At 50.5% G+C, this 22165-nt stretch carries 21 protein-coding genes and 1 riboswitch; of the genes, 12 read left to right on the top strand and 9 right to left on the bottom strand.

Annotation, left to right across the window (positions count from 1 at the left end; all coding sequences use genetic code 11):
- Positions 1-65: 65 nt before the first annotated feature.
- Together Dvar_RS37500 and Dvar_RS37495 are read right to left on the bottom strand one after the other, a co-directional pair.
- Entirely contained in the window at positions 66-1934 is a 1869-nt protein-coding gene (locus Dvar_RS37500; protein ID WP_419658584.1) for a metal transporter, read from the bottom strand.
- A 424-nt stretch (positions 1935-2358) separates the two neighbouring features.
- Positions 2359-2544, bottom strand: coding sequence for a hypothetical protein (locus tag Dvar_RS37495; RefSeq protein WP_419658583.1), 186 nt, complete (start codon positions 2542-2544; stop codon positions 2359-2361).
- Between the two features lie 497 nt (positions 2545-3041).
- On the opposite strand from Dvar_RS37495, the gene Dvar_RS37490 reads away from it, so the two are divergent.
- From Dvar_RS37490 to Dvar_RS37475, 4 genes are all read left to right on the top strand, one after another.
- Complete coding sequence (locus tag Dvar_RS37490; RefSeq protein ID WP_419658582.1) at positions 3042-3341, top strand: hypothetical protein; 300 nt, start codon at positions 3042-3044, stop codon at positions 3339-3341.
- Positions 3342-3355: 14 nt separating this feature from the next.
- Positions 3356-3610, top strand: a complete 255-nt coding sequence (locus Dvar_RS37485; RefSeq protein WP_419658581.1) for a hypothetical protein — start codon at positions 3356-3358, stop codon at positions 3608-3610.
- 325 nt (positions 3611-3935) lie between these two features.
- Positions 3936-5852 carry an ATP-binding protein gene (locus Dvar_RS37480; protein ID WP_419658580.1) on the top strand — a complete coding sequence of 639 codons (1917 nt, stop codon included), beginning with the start codon at positions 3936-3938 and terminating at the stop codon, positions 5850-5852.
- Between the two features lie 65 nt (positions 5853-5917).
- The gene (locus Dvar_RS37475; protein WP_419658579.1) at positions 5918-7768 is read left to right on the top strand and encodes a GNAT family N-acetyltransferase; all 1851 of its coding nucleotides are present in this window, start codon (positions 5918-5920) and stop codon (positions 7766-7768) included.
- 72 nt (positions 7769-7840) lie between these two features.
- On the opposite strand, the gene Dvar_RS37470 is transcribed toward Dvar_RS37475, so the two are convergent.
- The 3 genes from Dvar_RS37470 to Dvar_RS37460 all read right to left on the bottom strand — a co-directional run bounded on the left by Dvar_RS37470 (position 7841) and on the right by Dvar_RS37460 (position 9878).
- Complete coding sequence (locus Dvar_RS37470) at positions 7841-8041, bottom strand: hypothetical protein (protein WP_419658578.1); 201 nt, start codon at positions 8039-8041, stop codon at positions 7841-7843.
- 204 nt (positions 8042-8245) lie between these two features.
- Positions 8246-9337, bottom strand: a complete 1092-nt coding sequence (locus Dvar_RS37465) for a cytochrome ubiquinol oxidase subunit I (protein WP_419658577.1) — start codon at positions 9335-9337, stop codon at positions 8246-8248.
- A 1-nt stretch (position 9338) separates the two neighbouring features.
- Positions 9339-9878 carry a hypothetical protein gene (locus Dvar_RS37460; RefSeq protein WP_419658576.1) on the bottom strand — a complete coding sequence of 180 codons (540 nt, stop codon included), beginning with the start codon at positions 9876-9878 and terminating at the stop codon, positions 9339-9341.
- Between Dvar_RS37460 and Dvar_RS37455 the strand changes: the two genes are divergently transcribed.
- The gene (locus tag Dvar_RS37455) at positions 9877-10143 is read left to right on the top strand and encodes a hypothetical protein (RefSeq protein WP_419658575.1); all 267 of its coding nucleotides are present in this window, start codon (positions 9877-9879) and stop codon (positions 10141-10143) included. The genes Dvar_RS37460 and Dvar_RS37455 overlap by 2 nt on opposite strands.
- A gap of 65 nt (positions 10144-10208) precedes the next feature.
- On the opposite strand, the gene Dvar_RS37450 is transcribed toward Dvar_RS37455, so the two are convergent.
- The 3 genes from Dvar_RS37450 to Dvar_RS37440 form a co-directional block, all read right to left on the bottom strand.
- Positions 10209-11159, bottom strand: a complete 951-nt coding sequence (locus Dvar_RS37450; RefSeq protein WP_419658574.1) for a YbgA family protein — start codon at positions 11157-11159, stop codon at positions 10209-10211.
- Between the two features lie 270 nt (positions 11160-11429).
- Positions 11430-11819, bottom strand: coding sequence for a pyridoxamine 5'-phosphate oxidase family protein (locus Dvar_RS37445; RefSeq protein WP_419658573.1), 390 nt, complete (start codon positions 11817-11819; stop codon positions 11430-11432).
- Positions 11820-11877: 58 nt separating this feature from the next.
- Positions 11878-13062, bottom strand: coding sequence for a methyltransferase domain-containing protein (locus Dvar_RS37440; RefSeq protein WP_419658572.1), 1185 nt, complete (start codon positions 13060-13062; stop codon positions 11878-11880).
- Positions 13063-13450: 388 nt separating this feature from the next.
- Positions 13451-13544, top strand: a riboswitch (cyclic di-GMP riboswitch).
- A 62-nt stretch (positions 13545-13606) separates the two neighbouring features.
- On the opposite strand from Dvar_RS37440, the gene Dvar_RS37435 reads away from it, so the two are divergent.
- The gene (locus tag Dvar_RS37435; RefSeq protein ID WP_419658571.1) at positions 13607-15592 is read left to right on the top strand and encodes a hypothetical protein; all 1986 of its coding nucleotides are present in this window, start codon (positions 13607-13609) and stop codon (positions 15590-15592) included.
- A gap of 116 nt (positions 15593-15708) precedes the next feature.
- Here the strand turns inward: Dvar_RS37435 and Dvar_RS37430 are convergent, their stop codons facing one another.
- On the bottom strand, positions 15709-16167 hold the full coding sequence (locus Dvar_RS37430; protein WP_419658570.1) for a DUF5658 family protein: 459 nt from the start codon (positions 16165-16167) through the stop codon (positions 15709-15711).
- A gap of 801 nt (positions 16168-16968) precedes the next feature.
- On the opposite strand from Dvar_RS37430, the gene Dvar_RS37425 reads away from it, so the two are divergent.
- The 6 genes from Dvar_RS37425 to Dvar_RS37400 all read left to right on the top strand — a co-directional run bounded on the left by Dvar_RS37425 (position 16969) and on the right by Dvar_RS37400 (position 22151).
- Entirely contained in the window at positions 16969-18165 is a 1197-nt protein-coding gene (locus Dvar_RS37425; RefSeq protein ID WP_419658569.1) for a response regulator, read from the top strand.
- A gap of 91 nt (positions 18166-18256) precedes the next feature.
- Positions 18257-18946: a hypothetical protein gene (locus Dvar_RS37420; RefSeq protein ID WP_419658568.1), complete on the top strand. Its 690-nt coding sequence runs from the start codon at positions 18257-18259 to the stop codon at positions 18944-18946.
- A 108-nt stretch (positions 18947-19054) separates the two neighbouring features.
- A complete protein-coding gene (locus tag Dvar_RS37415) occupies positions 19055-19399 on the top strand; it encodes a hypothetical protein (protein ID WP_419658567.1) in 345 nt (114 codons plus the stop codon).
- Between the two features lie 86 nt (positions 19400-19485).
- Entirely contained in the window at positions 19486-20022 is a 537-nt protein-coding gene (locus Dvar_RS37410; RefSeq protein ID WP_419658566.1) for a hypothetical protein, read from the top strand.
- A 144-nt stretch (positions 20023-20166) separates the two neighbouring features.
- Positions 20167-21072: a HAMP domain-containing protein gene (locus Dvar_RS37405; protein WP_419658565.1), complete on the top strand. Its 906-nt coding sequence runs from the start codon at positions 20167-20169 to the stop codon at positions 21070-21072.
- A gap of 44 nt (positions 21073-21116) precedes the next feature.
- The gene (locus Dvar_RS37400) at positions 21117-22151 is read left to right on the top strand and encodes a galactose-1-phosphate uridylyltransferase (protein ID WP_419658564.1); all 1035 of its coding nucleotides are present in this window, start codon (positions 21117-21119) and stop codon (positions 22149-22151) included.
- The last annotated feature ends 14 nt before the right edge of the window (positions 22152-22165 follow it).

The raw sequence follows: 22165 nt of genomic DNA, 5'->3' as shown, positions 1-22165 counted from the left end.
AGATTTTCCTGGGAATTATTCATTCATGGTTGGCGTTTGCCAACCGCGCCGCCTGCCGTGCAGGATTATTTTGTCCTTGTGCGAGCGGTTGGTTTGGCCTTCATTGTCCGTGCTGCTTTGGGTTTGGTTTTCATTGTTCGCGATGCTTTGGGTTTGGCCTTTTTGGCGGCCTTTTTGGCTGTTGGTTTGCTTTTTTTCTGGGTTGCCGGTTTTGCCTTGACCGCCTTCTTGGCTGGCTTTGGTTCGGGTTTCGGCTCTGGTGCTGATGATGCAGCGGATCGCTTATCTTCATCCGAGGATGGCGTGGGGGCGGTGGAATCGCCCGGCTGTTTGATCGGCGCCTTTTCACCAGCAGATGCGGACGAGCCTGCCTGGTGCTTGGCCGCATCATCCATTGCGGCATCCAGGTCCATATGGAAGCGAACCGGGCCGCGGTAGTTTTCATTGCCAAAGCGGGTGTGCAAGGCGCAGCTGGATTCCGGATGCGACCATGAGGTGGCGATGGCCACATGGCCTTTGGGAAAAGCGGCCAACTCCGCATCAACATAGTCAAGTGGCGCCAGTGCCGTTTCCTTTTCAACCAGATCGTCATGCTGACCATAGCAGATCAACCAGGGAATTTTTTTCTCACTGATGCGTTTCAGATTGAGTTTGCCGCCAAACAGCTTAATCGGCAGGGTCCCATCCGAGGTGATCGGGATATTGTAGGAATCGAAGCTAATACGGGTAATGGCCAGGGGGAGGTCGTTACGTTCGTTTTGCAGCCAGTAGTTGAGTGCGGCGGCGGTTTTGCTGATTTGATGGGTTCCGTTTTTTTGACGGGCGAACATCATCAAATCCCGAAAAAAGGCCGCTGCAGGAATTTCATGTTCGATGCTTTTGAGCTTGTACACCCACCCCATTAACTTCCCATCGGCGACAAGATTGCCGTTGGGAAGAAGTTTGGTGCCATAGGATAGATCGTTAAAGCGTGTTGGCAGACGACTCAAAAAGTGTGCCAGTCCCTTGCTGCGCGTGCCGTCCATGGGGGAGACGCAGGTAATGAAGGCATCGATCAGATCGTCTACTTTGCCACTTAAAATGGTACACAAGGCATTAAATCCACCCTGACAATAACCGTTGAGGGTAACCGGCTTGCCATGGGACTTGAGGATGGTGGCGCAAAACTGTTGGGTGTCCAATGTATCGTCTTCCCCGCGCATCACCTGCAAGGCCGGGGTGGTCTCGATCGGTTTGAGGACGCGGATATACGTGGGGTAGCCTTGATTCGCAAAACAATGGGCATAGCTGCGTCGTTCACCGGGAAGAAAACCCAAAATATTGGCGCCCAGCACATAAGGGGGAATGATCAGAATCGGCTTGGCATCCTTTCTAATAGTGACCCCGGGAAGCGATGGGGCTACCTGGTAGAGGTAGAATCGATCGGTTTCGTCCACCAGTGGGTGATTGCCGCTTTCAAAATGGAACCCATATTCGGGGCCCACGGCATCAATGGCATCAGGGTAGACATTGACGGTCAGGTCCAACAATTTTGCCTGCCTGGAGATGAATTGCATCAGTTTGGTGGTATCGCCTGCCAAAAGCTGTTGTTGCAATGCATCATTAAGGCCATCCGCTTCGCTGCGAAAATATGCTTCCATCAGTTGGCTGCAGCCGCGGAGACTACGTGAGGCCAGTTCGATATTGTTGTCGATCAGTCCCAAATACGCTTTCAAGCTGTCAAGTGGGTCGGCCTCTACCAGACGCTTTGCTTCTACCTGCTGAAAATAATGGGTAGCGGCCAGATAGGGCAGATAAAAACTGGATGTATAGCGGGTCATTCCGGTTAAGCAGGAAAGATTGGCGGAAACGATATTTTGCAATGCGGAAAGTCCATCTCCCAACCATGCATCCACAGAAGGGACGGATCGAGAGAACATTTCGGCAATGGGCATGTTCATCCTCCTTTGGGTCAAAATCAAGACCGACCGGGTCTTCTCACTTGTAAAGGTGTTTGTTATCCTATCGATGGATCAGGCACTTTTATTTACATCTTGTTTGAAAAGACTGGATGGGCCCGAATAACAATGACATGCCAGCCGTAGTAAAATGGTTCCATTGATCCATAGCTGCAGCATACCAGCTGCGCAGCTTCGTTTAGGTTTGTCTCAGGGCTGATCCAGCGCGTTCAATTACGCTTTTATATAACGAGGAAAGCGGTTCACATATTGTCTGCCATTACAACCAACAAATATTAGCCAATGATTAGGCTGATCTGTAAAAAAACGTAATCGAACACTGCGTTGTAAAAACGATGGTCTTGAATTCAGGGCAAACCATTAGGGGAAAGGGATCGCCGGGGGAACAATCCGTAGCCCTTTAAAAACAGTTTGGATCGCTATCTCGCCTCAATTTTTCTCGGCGATCCATCCAGCCTACCATTTCTATATAGGCATAGCCTTGACTCTCATGGGTCCGCCGGTGATTTTTGCGCCGATCCTTTTCACCCGATTCAGTACCGGTACCATTTTTCTGGTGTTCTTGAATTTTGTCTTTTTTTTCCATGGCTTACCTCCCATAAGCATGGGCTTTATTGTGTCTTTTCAATTAATCACGCTAGCGCTTGGTGGTGCCTGGGGAACGAATTACGCTTTGAGATATGATCGTATTCCAAAAAACAGAAAGAACGAATCCATTCGATTGGATAATCGTTTTTAACACTCGATAACTTGTCAGCATTGGTTCTGCAACGTACCACTACTTCAGGAAGGGCTACGGCAAAATCAAAAAGATGAGGGAATACCTACAGAGCAAAACCTTTACATATAACTTATCGCGAATAACCTGATCATGCAAGCAAAAATCTTTAAAACGATGCAGGACCGGTATCAACCACGCCCGTCAATAGTGGTGTCCGTCCACTTTTAGATGAAAATGCTGCAATGCAAAAAAATAAAATTGACAAATCAATAAAAAGTCCTAAAATGTGAATACCAGTCGAAACCAATATTAATGGCGCGATGCAAAATCAATACAAATTAGGGAGTAAAGGAGGACCATTGATGAATCCGCAGAAAATCACACAACAAGTGCTTGCTTTTCAAAAACAGTCTTTTGAGAATTTCCAAAGCGTTTGGCAGCTTGCCCAAACGCAAACATCAAGTACCATGGATCGATTGTTGGATCAGGCCTGGGTTCCCCAGGAGAACCGCCAATTGATTGAAAACTGGCGTACATTAATCAAAAAGGAACGTGACCGCTACACCGCGTTCGTTGATCGGGGGTTTGCCATTTATGAAGAAATGATGGCGCCTTTGAGCGAGACTGTGTCGACCAATACTAAACAAAACAGTACTGAATAAAAAAGGAGGATTCAATGGAAGCAAAAAATGTGTTGCAGGGAATGATCAAATTCAATCACACGCTTTTTGACAATGCCTTCGATTTGTCTGTTCAATTTCAGGATCAGGCAGAAAAGCTCGGCGAAACGATCCTGGACAAAACAGGGCTGGCGTCAAATGAGTACCGAAAGTCCTATGACACGATGATGTCGGCTTATAAAACCGGTCGCACCAGTTTTAAAAAATTTGTCGATGAAGGATTTCAGAACGCTGAAACCGCCGTGAAGTAATGTTGTAGCCAAGCGCCTACCATCCCCCTCACTTTGGTTTGCATTATACTCCAGCCCCATTTTGCCATCGTCCAGAAAATGATGATCTTTTCTGGACGATGGCTTTTTTTATTATCAACAAAGCCATTCCAATACGGTACAATAAGCCTGATTCCTATGTTGACGGATTCGTAAGCGTTTTGTAAGGGTGCCGGTAAAAAAGACACGAAAAAACGCCTTGTTCATTTATTGCAAATTATTGTACTTCACTATGCATTGGATTAAATAGAAAAACTGTCGGTTGGGGATGATTATTAAGTTCCAAAATGAAAACGAATGACGACGTATGATTAAACAGCCCATCCTGGTCGTTGACAATGCTTCCTATACACGTACGATTGCGCCGGCCCTGGTGACCCTGGGGTACCGTGTGGTATCCGCGCGCAACGCTATTGAAGGGCTTCGTGAATATGAGACCATCCGTCCGGCCTGGGTGATTGCCAGTGCCCAGATGTCCGATGTGCCGGACATGATGGATGCCATTCGCCTTCGCGATCAAACGATTCCGTTTCTGGTGACGAGCGCCGGTGACCTGAAAACCGCTATGACCACTTTTGCAGACCAGGCCGACGAGTTTCTTGATCTGCCGGTTGATCCACTGATGCTCAAAGCCGTGCTGCGGCGCATGGAAAAAACCGTTCGGCTTCAGCGCCGGATTCGTTCCCTTGCCGAAAACTTTGAATCCCGCGCCAAAGACAGCGTGCGCAGCATCATCGAAACCGAGCGTTTTTTAGCTGTCCGCCAGATCGTTGAGAAAATGTCGGCGTTCATCAGTCAGGTGACCCGCGATGCCCAGGGCGGCGTGCGTTATTTCAACGATCTGCCGTATTTTGTTTCCATCCACGGCAAGGATCTGACGGTATTGGCCGCCAATGGGACTTATCTGCGCTATCTGGGCAACCGGCTGTACCAAGAGAGCTGGGGAATTTACGCGGGACGGCGGGGTACCCGTGAGGGCTGTCCGGTGGGACAAACCTTCAGAAAAGAAAGTGTTCTGGCCACGCGGGCCCTGGTGCGCTATGCCAGCGGTGTCGAAGTGCCGGTCACCGTCCATACGGCGCCGATCTATGATAATGACGGTAACATCGATCTGGTGATCGAAATTTTTGCCGGCACCAAAGAAATCGAACGCTTGGCCGAGGAAAGCCGCAATACCCAACAGCGTTACCAGCAGCTGTTCAATGCCGTGCCATCCAGCATCGTGGTCTTGGATCGGCGCTTTCGGATCAATGCCGTGAACCGGCGATTCCGGGAGGTCTTTGGCGAGCACTCCGGCCGGCTTTTTTTCGATGTTTTCCGGCCCGGGATTTTTCCTGCCTACCGGGATCCGATCACCCGCACCATGCGCACTGGAGAGCCCCAACAGGGCGAAATGGTGCTCACCAACAACGAGGGCCTCAAAACCAATGTCATGGCCTGGGCGGCGCCCATTAAAAGCCCGACCGGCAAACTGATTCAGGTGCTGGCCATTTTTGCCGACGTGACGCAACTGCGAAAGCTGCAGGCGAATCTGGCCAACCTGGGGTTGATGGTCAGCACCCTTTCCCACGACCTGAAAGGCAGCCTGACCGGTCTGGATGCCGGCCTTTACCTGATCGATTCAGGGTTTTACCGCGATATTCCCGGACGGATCGAAGAGGGGCTGGATACCATCAAACTAATGGCCGAGCGTATCCGCAAGCTGGTGACGGATATTCTCTATAATGCCAAGGAACGGGAACTCAATACGGTCCCCGTGGAAATCATGCATTTTGCCGCGAATGTGGCGTCCAATGTGGAGATGAAGGTGCGGGGGGCCAACATCCACTTTGAAACCAGTTTTCCCGATGCGTTGATAGAGATGGAGATTGACGCCGATCTGATGCGCACCGCCCTTTACAATATCATCGACAACGCCATCGAGGCCTGTATCCAAAGCACCGCCCCCATCGACCACCGGATCATTTTCAACGTACAAGCCGATGCGGAAGCGGTGACGTTCCTGATTGCCGATACCGGAGAGGGGATGAGTCCCAAAAAAGTGGGGTCGATTTTCGACCTGTTTTACTCCACCAAGGGCAGGGGGGGGACCGGCCTTGGGCTGTATGTGACCCGCAAGATCATCGAAAAGCATGGCGGCACCATTTCCGTTCACAGCCAGCCGGAAAAGGGCAGCCGCTTCGAAATTGTTCTGCCCAGAAAAAAAATTAAACTTAACGCTTAAGAAATTCTCCACGAACGGGTTGAGAAAAGTCGATCTGCAAATGGAGATCACCGTTAGGAGACGTTATGCAATGGAAAGAGAAGCGGGTGTCTGCGGACAGGGTCATCGAACGCATCCGTCCGGGGATGCGTGTCTTTCTTTCCACGGGCGCGGCCGAACCGCGGACACTGGTGAAACATCTGATGGCGGCCCACCACGCCAATCTTCAAGACCTTGAGCTGATTCAGATTGTCAGCCTGGCCGAGGCCATCTCGCTGAAAAACCTGCAGAGTCACAAATTCAGATTGAAAACCTTTTTTTCCGGCTGGGTCGCCGATGAAGCCATTGCCGCCGGTCATGTCGACCTGATTCCCTGCTGCCTGTCGCATATCCCCGGACTGATGGAGAAGAAAAAGATCCGCGTGGACACGGTTTTCGTGCAGATCACACCGCCGGACAAAGATGGGTACAGTAGCCTGGGCGTGTCCGTGGATGTCGCCCGGTTGGCCATGGAGCAGGCCAATCTGGTGGTGGGGGAGATCAATTCGCAGATTCCACGTACCTTGGGGGATACGTTTGTCAATATTTCTGAATTTGACATGCTGGTGGAATCGGATGCTCCCCCGGTGGTTTTTGAAAGACAACCCGCCGATCCGGTTTTTGAAACCATTGCCGCCAATATTGCCTCCTTGGTCGAGGATCAAAGCTGTATTGCCTTTTCCATCGGCCCCCTGTTCGAGGCCGTTGGGAAGGCATTGACCGATAAACGGCACCTGGGGATCCACTCGCCCTTTTTCAGTGATGCACTGATGGATTTGGTGAAAAGCGGCGCCGTTACCAATCGCTACAAGCAGCACCGTAAACGCAAATCCATTACCTCCTATGCGTGCGGTTCAACGCAACTGCTCGAGTGGCTGGATCAGAATCCGTGCGTTGAATTTCAGCCGGTGGACAAGGTTTTCGATCCGCTGAGCATTGGCCGAAATCCAAATTTTGTGGCCATCATTTCTGCCAGACGCGTGGATATTACCGGCCGCATTGCACTACACAGCGGCCTGGGCAACATCGCCTCCGGGCCGGCGGAAGTACTCGCTTTTATTAGCGGGGCCCAGATTTCAGAGGGCGGGGTGACGATTTTCGGCCTGCCAAGCCGCAACCAACGGGGCGTTGCCAATATTACGGTTTCCATCGAGGGGCTGAAAAACAGGTTCGATTTCAGAGAAGGGGTGGATTTTGTGGTCACCGAGTACGGGGTGGCCCGCCTCAAGGGACTCACCCTTCGTGAACGGGCCCAGGCATTGATTGAAATCGCCCATCCCGATGACCGGGTCGATCTGGTCAAAGCGGCCAAGGACGAGCGGATTCTGTACCCGGATCAAATTTATCTGCCGGAAAGCGTGCATCGCTACCCGTCGCAGATCAATGTGCGCCAACGGTTTAAAGGCGGGTTGGAGATTCGCTTCAGACCTATCCGGCCGTCCGACGAGGAAGAAATGCGGCGGTTGTTTTACCGGTTTTCGGATGAGGGGGTTTACTACCGATATTTTCACTCACTCAAGGCCATGCCGCATACCCGCATGCAAACCTACGTCAATGTTGACTGGAACCTGGTCATGTCCATCGTTGGCTTGGTTGGCCGGCCCGAAGAAGAAAAGATCGTTGCCGAAGCCCGCTATCTCGTGGATCCCAATAGCGGGTGGGCCGAGGTGGCATTTATTGTGGACGAACCCTACCAGAACCTGGGCATTTCCAGCTATCTGCTGAATCTGCTGATCGGCCAGGCAAAGCAAAGGGGGCTGAAAGGGTTCCTGGCCGACGTGCTCAGCTCCAATTTCGCCATGGTCAGGGTTTTTAAAAAATGCGGCCTGGGCCTTCACATGGAACGGGTGGCCGGCGTTTATCATATCCGCATCCCGTTTGATGCATCTGACCGGTGACCGGCAACAGTCAGTTGTGAAGGGGGGCCGCTGCATTCCCTTTATAATAGATCATTGCGGGGTGATACCGCGTTAGGCATCCAGCCAGATATCCGCTTCTCCGCCGCAATGGCTGCACACGGCATGGCCGGTTGTATTGCCCTGACCCTTGGGAACCACTTTGGGGGTGGATGCAACGATTTTTTCATCTTCCAGTGAACAGGTGACTACCATTTCCGCTTCATTACCGCAGTGCTTACACTCGCACACATGCTTAAATTTTTTTTCAGCCATTTTATATCCTCCCTCTTTTTCCTTGTTTCGGTTGGATCATACGCAGATAACTACTATTTTATTGGCCTGCTGGCACCGTTCGTTCGAACATCTAACTCATATAATAAAATAAGGATGGTCGAACAAAAGTAAATAAAACCATATCGTAAATTATGATTATTATCGAAAGTGGGCGGGGTCTACATTGACCCGCCCATTGATTGATTAGAATCCGGCGGTCGCCGGCAGCGGGTGATGGCCGACGCCGGTCCGGGCTTTTGTATGGCACAGCCGGCAGTTTTTGCGGCCGATGGACCGATTGTTTCCCTGGTATTGCAGCGGTTGGATGTTGTCCCGCTGCGCGTCGAGTATATTGGTGGCCGGGTATACCGCGTGGGTCGATCCATGACAGGCCTCGCACATCATGCTTTTGGTCTGGTCGTGGCGTATGCGGTAGAGTGCTTCAGGACCGCTGGTCCACTGGTTGAAGGCATTGGCCGTGGCCGGATCAGGACGTTTGAAATCCACATGGCAGTTCAGACAGTCCGGCTCGTTGATCCACGGTGTGCGGGCGTTGATTTGATCCAGGGTGGCGACCATGCGCGGCTCTATATGACGCATGAGCCGCTCGGCGCCAAGTTTGCCGGCAATTTTTTCGCCCTTGAGCAGGCTCAAGGCATGATCCTCAAGTGTACCATGACAGTGGGTACAGTCCATTGTTGCGGCATGAATGCCGCGCAGGCAGCGGGTTGGTCCGCCGGGGCGGGACGGGTGACACCGGTAACAGGCCTCGGTGCCGCGATCGGTCAGGTAGTTGGCGTGCCAGCCGTGTATGGCGGCCGGAAAATTCAGTAACCCCGGTTGGCCCTTGATCAGAAACAGGGAAAGCCAGGCAAAGATAAAGTAAAGCCAGCCGATGCGAAGGTGTTGGGCCGGCCGCATTTTCCCGAATGTATAGTAGTAAATGAAAAGGGCGATGATTTCGCCGACAAAACAGACCCATTCCGTGGCCCAGCCGAAAACGAACGTGTGAATCAGGCTCGAGGTGGCCGCGGGGTTGAGCAGGGCAATGGTAAACCAGATTCCCACGCCGGTAATGCCGCCCAAAACCATGGTCAGCAGCAGGAAAAATCGGGCGTGGCGCTTGAGGTAGCCGAGCAGTTCATCGGATTGCCGGGCATAGGCCTTTTTTTCCAAAAGGACCAGGAACAGTCCGCCGCCGACAGCAAAATGAGCGATATAAACATGAAAAACCGCCATCAGCGCGATGAGCAGACCGCCGCCGGCCGTGGTGAGCGCCCATACGGGATAGTTCATGTTACCCTTCCTCTCCGGCGGCAAGGGCCAGTTTCAACATGTAAACGATGACCCCGATACCGCCCGCGAATGCCGCCAGAAAGAGCAGCATGGGGCTGTATTGTTCCACGACCTTAAGGTCTGACAGGGAGAAGTAGGGTGCCAGATAGGCCTGGCGCAGAATGTCGCGCATCAGCACCATGACCACCACCGTGGTCAGTGCTGTTCCGGCGGCCATCCAGACCCGTTGAAGCAGGCCGGCAATCAAGGCGCCCAGGGATGTGCACAGCCCGATGCCGAGTAAGGCGGTGGCCAGGACATGGTTGCCGAGGAACAAGTGCATTTTATCGGTTGGCAGCGCCATCAGAAACCAGAACCCAATGAAAATTTGCACGGCCGTGGCTGCGGAAAACCAGCGCAGGCCCTGGACCACATCCGCTTCGCTAGTGGTTGCGGTGCGGGAGCTGCGCCAGTGTGCCAACAGGGCCTGGCCCAGGCCGGCAATGGCGATGGATGCCACGACAAAATGCAGATACCGGGGCCAGAGGGTGGGGTCGGCCATGTTCAGCAGGGTCCCCCGCGGGTTGGAAAAGTATCGCGGCCAGGTGTCGGGCCGCTGCATGAGGGTCATGTTGGTGGTGAAAAAAAATCCGATGATCAGCAGCAGGCCAGTGGCCAGGATGATGAAAATGGCGCGGCTGCCACCCAGTGCATCGAATTCCCAGCATGGTATTCATTACCAGAAGATGAAGCACAAAGGTAAGGAGAAGCAGTGCCTGAAACCAACCGTAGGCAACGGGGATTGCCTCTGGATGCGCGACCAATAAGGCTGGATCCATCTTTTTCCTCCTTCCATAAATTAAAATTGCCTGAATTTTTTGTGCTTTTCAAATCAGCAGTGATTGCGCAACTGAAGGTCGATGGGGTGAGGATTCAAATAGGTCTGGGTGCTGAGGTAAGGCTGCCGGTACTTGCGCACAAAATGATTCATCAGGGTAACCGGTACGATCAGGGGCAAATGACCTTGTCGGTACTTTTCAATTAATTCCAGGGCTTCCTGTTTTTCGTCTGCAGAAAGCGGTTTTTTAAAGTAGCCCAATATATGCATCAATACGTTGGTATGTTTGGCGGCGGTTGCCTTCAGACTGAGGGCTTTTGTCAGCTGAGATTCATACATGCCATAAAGCGTTCCAGATGGCATGGACTTGCCACTTGCCACTAATTGTCCCATGCTGCGATAGTGCTTGGGACTATGCGCCATGAGCAGGAGTTTTTCGCGGGTGTGAAAATCCACCAAGCTGCCGACACTGTGTTTTTTATTCAGGGTATCGCGCCAGCGTTTGAGGGCAAATACCTGCTCGATGAACATTTCTCTTAAGGTTGGGTCATGTAAACGCCCCTCTTCCTCGGCTGGAATGCGGGGGAATCGATCGGTAAATGCCGCGGCAAACAAGCCACGTCCGTTAGGCGCCGGATGACCTTTGGCATTATAGACCTTGACGCGGTGAAGGCCGCTGCTGGGCGAGCCTTTTTTGAATATAAATCCGCACAGGTTTTCACCGGCAAGCTGGTCCAGGCGCGGCCCGATCCAACGGGTCATCTGCTCGGTCAGGTCCCGTTTGGTTTTGTTGGTGATTAATTTCGGCGCGGACACATCGCCTTCCAGTCGCATCGGTTCCCGGGGGATTCCCAACCCACATTCGGTTTCCGGACAAACCGGGACAAAATCAAAATATTGCCCCAGGGTTTGGGTGATGTAACGGTCGTGCTTGTGTCCGCCGTCGTAGCGAACTTTTTCTCCCAACAGACAAGTACTGACGCCGATTTTAATTTTTTCTGTCATGGATTGATATCAACTGTATGAGGTGGAAGGGTGCCAGTTTCACAGACAGCATAACACGCCACAGGACAACTGAAAACCCCCGGTGTGGAATGCAACAGGTCAATCGCAGCTGGGGAGACTGCTTTGGTCGGAAGCGATCGGTGACTTTTGAATTCGGGCGAGTCGGAGGCTTCCATCTGCGGCGTTATTAAGGGCTTGCAATAGTCCACTATGGCGGCGCCCTTAAGTGCCTTGCAGATGAAACCCTCCGGCTCGTGCAAAATTCAGGTACTACGTTGGGGAAAGTTCGCCGTCACCCACCAGCGGCAGTTTTCGTTCAACATTAAAAAATACCAAATGGCGCGTGACGTCGGTGTTGTCCTTCATTTTGCATCGCCGGCATAGGTCCCTAACCAGCGGTGTGTCGTGTTCTTCGCGAATTTTATTCAAGTGCAGTCGGATACCGTTGTAGCCAGTGGCTTCTTCACGGAAAAGAAACGCAGCGTTGGGATTGGACTGGAGGTTATGGTATGACAGGCGGTCACGCATGATAAAGGCCAGAGAACCATCTTCCATCACATGGGGGCGTGCATAAACGGCAGCATTGACATGGCCTTGGTCATCAGCGGTGGACAAAACGCCCATTCCCTTGGTCTGTTCAAAATATGTCTCCAAATTCATAATTATCTCCTTGATTATCGTTGCGCTACACAATGGGTTGGACGATCAAACACATGCACTAACACGGCTTCCTTTTTCCCCAGACCGCGTAGACGGGGTCTGAGAACTGCAGTTCATGGGCATATTTATCGTCCCGTGGACGGGGCAATCCTCGCATCGAGTATGTCTGCACATCATCGAACGCGCCGCTGCGCAGAAAGTATTCCATCACCAGACCGATTCTTTCGAACTCGTGTAACTGTTCCCAGATTCGAATCACCTTCGGGGGAAACCAGCGATTGGAAAACACGACGACAAATGTGCCACCGGGCTTTAGAACCCGGCCCACCGCTTTCACGACTTCAAGCGGGTGAATCAGGTATTCTACAGAAGCCGTGCACACGACCAGATCGAACGACGTATCGTCATAGGGCAGCCATGGATTCGTATTCAGATCATGGACATGAATATCTGTCAATTGCGGATTCTGCTCTAGTTCGGCGCGGTTCAGGCCCAACCCGCTGACACGCTCAAAGCGAACCGTTTCGGGAAGGTGGGAAACCCAGCTGCTCATCAGATCCAGCACCTTGGCATCCGCTTTCACAAACCGTTTGTAGATGTCGGTAACCATTTCCCTGGCGGTTTGATCCAAGTGGTGAACCAATCTGGGGCTGCCATAGAAAATACTGTCTGCTTTTGCATCTGTTCGCTCAAAAGGGTTGTCACTGAAAAAATCTGTTGGTGTATTCGACCATCGCGCCTGCATTCCGGGACCGTCTGTAAGCAATCCGAGCCAATCTGCGCTACTGCCGCCACGTTCGGTTTCTTTTTGCGTAAGCTGCCCTACGGTCATATCAACGTTGAGCCGATGGTTAGCCAGCGGATGACTCAAGTCGACCTCCATATGGCCATTATTGAGACTGATACACCGAAACGGCTCGATGTTTTGGGGGAACACACCGGGCAGGCCACGCAATAATCCTTTTGGATAAAAACGTCCGGTCTGCGGTACCTTGAAAAAACGATTGCGGTCGATTTTTACTGGCGGCTGGTTTTTACCAAAAAGTTCACCTGGTCCAAATTCAACCGAGATTTTTTCCCAAGGGTGTTTGCCAATCAGTAAACGGTGAACATTTTCCGGCAACCAATCGCGCCACATGTTCACACCTCGAGCAGCATATGCTTCATTGTGCACTGCATCGCTACTGTTCCACCGGAGCTTAAAAAAAATATCAACAACACTATTTATGTCAATCACATTCATGATTCCCTCCGACTTTCATTCCGTGATGATTGGATTGACTATATATTAGTCACGAATTGCAAGCAGAACCATATGAGTTGGATGATGGGTGAGTGAGGGGAAAAAACTAACAATGTGTGGTTTGAAGTATCAGGCTGCCATCCGGACATCGATTCAGATTGAATGGTTTAATTTTCTTTTACTGTCACTGTGTTTTTTTTTGCACGGCGATGGCCGACGGAGGTTTCTTTTGGGAAAACCAACCTAAAGAAGATTGAGTAATAATAAGCTATCAAGGTTTTTTTGGGTTCTTTTTTAATGCTGGCATCTGTTTTGCTTTTTCGGATGCCAATGACAGTTTTTACCCAACTGTTGGAAACAGGTGCCCAGCGACAGTTTTTACCAAGCTGCTCGAAAATGGCAAACCGCCTGAAAAGGCGGGACGCAAAGCTTCTGGCCTAAATCCTCAATTTTGCAGGGGACAGGGTCGCAGAGCTGCCGAAGGCAAGCGGATGCATCCTCCATGGATTCACCGGTTGTCAAAAGAATCCAAGGAGGATGTATTATGTCTAAACGGTGTTGTAATCAGCTGTACAAGTTTGTCTTATTATGCCTTTCTTTTAGTTTTGTCTTGTTAAACGTCAGTTCAACTGTTTCTGCTGCAACCTACAGCGTCCCTGAAACCACAGGCGTTGAGCTCACATGGGATCACAATTCGCCGCTACCCGATGGGTATCGCGTATACCAGCGAGAAAGTGGTCAGAAGTATGACTATAGCAATCCGGTTTGGACCGGCAGCGACAATCTTGCCCAGGTCTATAACCTGGCATACGATACCACATACTACTTTGTGGTACGCGCCTATGATGGGAGCTTGGTGAGTGTGGACTCCGAAGAAGTGTCCTTCATGGCGCCAGCACCCAGTGACGGGACTGACACGGATTTCAATGATCCGGTGGTGAACGATGGCCAAACGACTACCGAAACGGTGATCAACGATGGGGATACCGGAACATCCACCAGTGGCAACTGGTCTGTGTCCGGCGGCGCTGATCCATACGGCAGTGAATCCTTCTACAGCAAAGAGGCTGGTGCAACGTACACCTATACCATGGGTGCGCCGGGTACGTATGAGGTCGAGATGTGGTGGACCGAGTATGCCAGCCGTAGCACCGCCGTACCGGTAAAAATCTATGATGGCAGCACCCTGCTGGAAACCATTTATGTCAACCAGCAGGTGGATGGCGGTCAGTGGAATTTCTTGGGTGTTTACGAATTCTTCAGCGAGCCCAGAGTGGTCATTGTTTCGGTCGGTAACGGTTATTCCACATGCGCGGATGCGGTTCGATTCCTCGAATCTACAGACGTCTCATCGGAAGACGTGCTTGACGATGGGGACGCGGGTACATCCACCAGCGGCAATTGGTCTGTGTCCGGTGGCGCCAATCCATACGGCAGCCAGTCGGTTTGGAGCAAAGATGCCGGTGCGACCTACAGCTATGCAATGGCTGCCAGCGGCAGCTATGAAATTCAGATGTGGTGGACCGAGTATACCAGCCGCAGCAACGCCGTGCCGGTCAAGATCTATGACGGTAGCACGCTGTTGGATACGGTTTATGTGAATCAGCAGCAAGACGGTGGGCAGTGGAATTCGCTGGGGGTTTACGAATTTTCCACCCAGGCAAGAGTGGTAATCGTCTCGGTGGGTAACGGTAACTCCACCTGTGCGGATGCCGTTCGGTTCGCCGAAACCACATCCACACCCACCTCATCGGAAGAGATCCTTGACGATGGGGATACCGGAACATCCACCAGCGGCAATTGGTCTGTGTCCGGTGGCGCCAATCCATACGGCAGCCAGTCGGTTTGGAGCAAAGATGCCGGTGCGACCTACAGCTATGCAATGGCCGCCAGCGGCAGCTATGAAATTCAGATGTGGTGGACCGAGTATACCAGCCGCAGTACCGCCGTGCCGGTCAAGATCTACGACGGCAGCACGCTTTTGGATACGGTTTATGTGAATCAGCAGCAAGACGGCGGCCAGTGGAATTCGCTGGGTGTCTACGAATTTTCCACCCAGGCAAGAGTGGTAATCGTCTCGGTGGGTAATGGTAACTCCACCTGCGCAGATGCCGTTCGGTTCGCCGAAACCACATCTACTCCCACCTCATCGGAAGAGATCCTTGACGATGGGGATACCGGAACATCCACCAGCGGTAACTGGTCTGTATCCGGCGGCGCCAATCCATACGGCAGCCAGTCGGTTTGGAGCAAAGATGCCGGTGCGACCTACAGCTATGCCTTGGCCGCCAGCGGCAGCTATGAAATTCAGATGTGGTGGACCGAGTATGCCAGCCGCAGCACCGCCGTACCGGTCGAGATCTATGACGGCAGTACGCTGTTGGATACGGTTTATGTGAATCAGCAGCAAGACGGCGGCCAGTGGAATTCGCTGGGTGTCTACAACTTTTCTACCCAGGCCAAAGTGGTCGTTGTCTCGGTGGGTAACGGTAAATCCACCTGTGCGGATGCAGTACGCTTTACGAAATAGTAAACAAAAAAATTAGATAACAGTCGTTGCCGGGGAAGTCATTTTTGCACTCAGTGCTTGGCTTCCCCGGCAACTTTTTTACTGCCGATCGTTTCATCCGTTCAAGACTTGGCTTTTTAGTGCATCGAAAGAAGATAAAACTCCCAGACCACAACAGCTCCGAAAAATGCGGCAAAAACGTGAAGTATACCGGTGGACACACGATACCGAATGCTGATCGGTTCTTTGGCAATGACAATAATTATCACCGATAAGACCGTAAAGCTGTATTTTGCCAGTAGAAACGCATTCGTGCCGTAGCTTAGAAAATAATCCATGATCGGATTGAGTTCTGTTGCACCTTGGGCGATTAGAATCAAGGTTAATAACCCATCCAACAGACTCAGGCACAGAACAACAATGATGGCGATCAGCAAGGGGCGTGGATATTTATCAAACGTGGTTATTCGCTGACGATCCTCAGCACGCCTTGCGTATTCACGCATGCCCCTTTTTCTTAAGCGTTTAATGAAAGAACGTCCATAATTTCGACGATCTTTACCGGAACGACGTTCTGGTCCTGCGTACCCTGTCATCAGATTTCACCTCACATCAGATATCACCAATCAACGTTTCGTTTTCATATCCATTCACATCCACCACAATCATATGCACATGCCGTTCAAAATGGTGCCCGTTTGTCTATGCCCCCTTTTGCAGGTAGTGGTTTTGACCAAGTTGTCTAACAAAAAGTGTACCAATGATGTTTATCACAAATAATCAATGGGTTGTATTTTTTTACCGTGGGCGGAGGAGGAAAACTGTGAGGGAAATGTATCAGAAAATAGGAATTTATTTTCCTGCATCGTATCCGCACGGGGATGGAAAATTCGAGCTGTTGATCAAGCGCGTCGAACCATTTTATCCGATAATACTGCCAAAGAAATGGACTTGGGGTTGAATCCTAACGTCATATTGTGTAACTTATGATCGTCTTGAAATCGGCAAATTCGCACTTTGATCAAGGTGTCCAATACAAAAACAACTTGATCCCCCTTAACATACCTAAGTATGAAGACTGATTTAGTTTGTGAATGTTAATAATAATATTTTTCATCTTGACATGCCCTATTTCTAATAATAGGTACAGAAAATTTAAAAAAGAAGTTGCCGGTTTATTCTAAAACCAACTAACCCTAAAATAACCCCTTCAAATCATTGTGAATACGTATTTGTCGGCGGGGAAGGAAGCGAATGAACAGACGATAGGCCAAAAGTACCGGCCTATCGACATACACGGGACAATCTTCTATTGATCAGTAGGGCTGCGTATTCTGTTAAACAATCCAAGTGCAAGCGACTGCGTTCAGACATAGTTCGACAATGGGTAAGCTGAGATGAAGACAGTATTGGTAGTTGACCGCGATATTTCGAATCTTTCTATGATTTCAGCGCTTTTTGAATCCTACCGTGATGTTCGGGTGTTAGGGACCGATTCAGTTAAGCGGGCGGCAAACATTCTGAATAAAGTAGATGTCGACCTCGTATTGTCTGAGTTAGTCATGCCCAATGAAAATGGCATCAGGTTGTTGATGTACATTCGTAAACGGTACCCGAACTTGCCGGTGCTGGCAATGACGCAGCACTTTTCACCCGCCATTGAAGATCGTATCCGTCCTTTTCAACCGCTGGAAGTATTTCACAAACCGCTACAACTCGATCGATTCATGGCCCGCTTGATTGAGCTGATGCAACTTAAGCGCGGCTACACCATCCAGGGAATCAGTCTGTCTTCTTATCTTCAATTGGTTGAACTAGAACAAAAAACCTGTACTCTTTTTGTAACGAAAGGAAAACGCACCGGTACGATTTATTGCCGAAACGGTGTGGTCATGGCTGCCAAAAGCAACGGCTCCCGCGGTGCGCAGGCTGTATACGCAATGCTGTTTTGGGAGGATGCCGTGATTGAAGTAGTGGAATCCTGCAAAACCGTTGAGCGTGAAGTCAACATGTCAATCACGCATTTGCTCATCGAAGGGCATTGCTGTAGAGACGAGTCCAATGACGCATCGTCTGAGCCGACTATGGAAGACGGTGCCGACCGGAAAACAGGAGCTTCTAAATATGGCAAATGCTATTTGGAATTAACAGGAGAAGGGGAGCTGGCTTCTGCCAATGGAGGAGAAGCGGAACCGCCGGCCAGTCGTGAGTCTGCCACAAAATCGGAAAAAATCTCTGCAGCCTTGTCGGGAGCGCCTGAAGAACCGGCTTTGCCGTTGTCGCTTCAATCGGCTGTGAGTGCAAACAAGGGAATCGATGCCTATGCCGTTTATGATGAAAATGACAACCTGAAGGCCAGAAGTGATGGTGCGGACCAGAGGTTGACGGCATTTACCCCCTCGGTTTACTTTAAGGCGGTTGGAAAGCTCAATGGTATGCTGGGGGGAGGGCTGAAATATATTAATATTCAATCGCGCGGAAAAACGCGCTATGCAATGTTTCAATGCCATCGTCATGTTGTGGTGGCCGCCATGCGTCCGAATTCCAGGCCGGCAGACCTGATTCGGACTTTTAAAAATGCCATCCCTGAATGACGAACGGATAATTGGTGGATCGTGACGGCCACAAGCCGGTCGGTATCATCGAAGATCATTGCGATGCTGAAGGCGACCAGCGGGGGAACAGATGAAAGAGATTCTGAGTGACACTCTAACCATCCCCGGAGTCATCGGTGGTTTTTTTTACCACAGGGACCGTGGTGTGTTGGCAGTCGAGTTACCTACCGTATTCAAACCGGATAAGTTGGAGCAAATGGCTCGCATGTTGCTGAAAATTTTCAGTAGCGGGCTAACCAATCTCAATGGGGTGGCAGAGGTTTCCATCTGTTATGAAGAAACCATCCTGGTCGCCCGAGCATTGGATGAAAACAGTTATCTTATCCTTCTTTGCGAAACCAATGTTAACCTGGAACTATTGGGAATGAGCCTGAATTTAAGTCTGGAGGAAACCCTTGGTCGGGTAAACCAGCAAATTCTGGTTGATGATTCGCCGGCTGAATCTCCACCGCCTGTCAATTCCCTATCCATCATGAATGAACAGCCCACCTTGATCGATAACCAAGAAGATCTGTCGGCGGTCAACAGTGCTCCCTTGGATGAAGTGCTGCAAGGCATGCAAAACTGTCTGGCCAAAGTTATCGGTCCCATTGCAAAGATCGTTTTCCAGGATGCTGTGCACCAATGGAAGCAGTATGCGTCGACTGATGCAAGTGATTTTCCGATGCTGATGAACATGGTGCTGTCCCATATCGACGATCCAGATCACAAACGGAAATTTCAGGAATTAATAACGGATTACATCGAGAAACGGCTATGATGATCGTTGCTCAACGGTTTTCTTGAATTCTTGTGCCGCCCAACTTGAAGATGTCTTAAAAGGGTGCACAAATGGATTCGCAATGGCACAATTTTACAGAGGATACAAATGACGACGGTACGTGAATTTCATAATATTATGGGGAATTTGAAGGGGATCGAACATTTTATCCTTACCCGTAACGATGGACGCGTAGTGACCCATGATCTCAAGAATCCTTCCGAGTTGTCCACCATGATTTCGTATTGCGGATTGAACGCCGATGTTATGCGTAAGTTCATTGGGACGACCCGATTTCGCTATATGGTGTTTACCCAAAACAACCATAAACGATTTTTTATCATTCCTTTGGGTGACTATTTCCTGGGCGCGCTGATGGTTTCCGATGCGTCCACATCGGCGCTGGCCGTCGGTATTTCTCGACTTTTCAAGCTAGATGAGGGTTTAGGCTAATGCGTCCATGCAAATGGAATTCTTTCCTTTGGCACCTTACGTGTTTGTTCCTTTTAATCGGAGTCTTCCTGTCTCCCGAGATTGCAATGGGAGAGAAAGTAACGGTCTTGGATGAATTCGACCAACAGGTAAAAAGCTGGGGTGGTGAGTGCAAACATGCGGTAATGGCGATACTTGATGACCTGCTTCAATCCGGGACTCTGACTGAAAACCAGCTTTTCGATACCTTTTACATCCCCATCCCCAATTCAGAACCACCAAAATATCACACCCAATATGATCGCGTCTTGGATAAAGTCCTTAAAAAAACGCTGGACAGTTACCTATCAAAGCACGATCGTCTGGTTTATGTGGTAGCCGTGGACGTCAACGGATATGTTCCCACGCACAACAGCCGTTATTTCCAGCCGGTGAGTGGAAATCCGAAAAAAGACCTCATGACCAGCCGGAGTAAACGGATGTTTAACGATCAAGCCGGGTTGGCGGCTTCGCGCAGTCTCGAACCTTTCTTCCTACAGCGCTATTTTCGGGATACAGGAGAGGTTCTGTATGACATGTCGCTGCCGATTTTTATTCGGGACCGCCATTGGGGGGCAATCCGGTTTGGCTATCGGCACCCTTAAAATTCCCAACCACCGCCCACATTATTGACTGGAGACGGATTTCTACTGTACACTTCGGGTCCTTCGTTCATGCTGCGGCGAGGAAGTATGTAATTCATTACGGGTTGAAGCGACCATTCATAGAGGAAGGGAGGCAATATGGGCATGGTGAACATAATACGGGAGAAAATTGGCGTTCGCATCACGCTTCAAGTCTGCTTGGTTATGCTGCTGCTTATGGTTGGGGGAACCCTCATCATAATGAAACAGCAAGGCAAACTATACGAAGACCAGCTTTTTGCTAGAGGAAAAATATTATCCATCATCGGCGCCAAGGGTGTGGGCCGAATTCTTGAAGAAGCGGTGGACAATGGTGTCCTGACCATTGATGATATCATGGATTATGATTATCAGGAGATCCCCGGCTTCGAGCCCAAAAAGTACCATACCAAGTATGACTGGTATACGGATAAAGCCATCTTGGCCTTTCAGGACGAGTTTCTCAAATCACCGGAATTATTGTATGCGACCTCAAGTGATGTCAGAGGGTATGTTCCCACCCACAACATCCGTTATCAGGTAGCGCCTTCCGGCAACCTGGAAAAAGATCTCGTAAACAACCGAACGAAACGGATCTACACGGACCCTGTTGCACTGCGTGCCTGTAAGAACACAACTGCGGGTTTTAGACAGGAATATCAGCGTGATACAGGTGAGATGGTCTGGGATATCTCATCTCCCATTTACGTAAAGGGCCGGCATTGGGGCGTTTTTCGAATTGCCATGGCCCATGAAGGGATTGAGAATAACAAGCGTCAGCTTGCCATCAGTCTTAGCAGCATTATGGGATCTGTACTGGTTATCTCAATCCTGATGATTTTCTTTTTGATTCACGTCGCTATCAGTCCCATCTCCCGGTTTACACAGATCGCCCAGTCCCTTGCGGATGGTGATCTGGACCGCAAGATTGAACATGACTCGCAAGATGAGATGGGGAAATTGGCCGATGTATTGGAACGATTACGGATCAGTCTGAAAACGGCCATTGAACGGATTAGTCGGTTTCGCTGATCAAATTGAGTGAACCCCAATGTTGCAACAGTGGGGTAACGCATATGAATGTCATGCTTCAATTCAAGCGTGAGACGTTTTATGCCCGGATCATACTACCAAGCGGTGAAACCGCTCGTCGGCCCATTGAAATCCGTACGCATCCGATCACCGGACGTACGTGCCGGATTACCTACAGCCGAAATGAAGAGCGAGAACACGGTGGCCAGGCGTTGCCTGAGCCACCGCCGTTTGCCGGGCAGCGGGACAATTGTCCTTTCTGCCAAGAAAATCTGGTGGGCGCCACACCAAAAATGATCAAGCCGTTGTGCGCCAAGGGGCGTATGGTTCGTGGAAACGCTACCCTGTTTCCCAATTTGTTTCCTTATGGCCGCTATTCGGCAGTCAGCCTTTTCGATGATGATCACTTTGTTGAGATCGGCACGGCCAGCCACCAGTCCTACACGGACAGTTTTTTAAATTGCCGGGATTATCTGAAACGGGTCATATCCTACGACCCGGCGGCTGTATTCATGGCCATTTCCCAGAATCACCTGCCTTCCGCCGGTGGATCACTGGTTCATCCCCATTTACAGGTGCAAGCCGATCGAATCCCTGCCAACCATCAGCGCTGCCTGCAATCTCATGCCGCTCGTTACCGAAAACAATCCGGTTCGCGCTTGTTTAGCGATTATCTATCGGTAGAGCAGCAGAAAAAAGAGCGTATCATCGGTATTACAGGCGGCTGGCACTGGTTGGCTGCTTTCGCGCCCGAAGGATTTTTTGAAATATGGGGCATTCTGCCCAATGTAACCGACTTTCGCGAGACCCGGGACGACCATTGGGCTGGTTTGGCCCAAGGCATCATCAACACCCAACGGTTTTATCGCAGTCTGGGGCGCAACAGCTACAACCTTGGGTTGCTTTTTTTTGCCGATGGCGCTGATGATGCGGAATTCAGGGTCGTTATCAGCGTTCGCAGTAATTACGCGCCGTGGGTGCGCAGTGATTTTACCGGTTTCGAGGTGATGTTGGGGGATATGGCCACCTTTACGGCGCCTGAGCATACTGCGGAAAAGGCGCGGGCGTTTTGGATGTGATCTTTTTTGAAAAT

The organism is Desulfosarcina variabilis str. Montpellier (genome assembly GCF_048565275.1).
GTDB classification, from domain to species: Bacteria; Desulfobacterota; Desulfobacteria; order Desulfobacterales; family Desulfosarcinaceae; genus Desulfosarcina; species Desulfosarcina variabilis.
The sequence above is the reverse complement of the archived record's forward strand: the minus strand, read 5'-3'. Positions and strand labels throughout refer to the sequence as shown.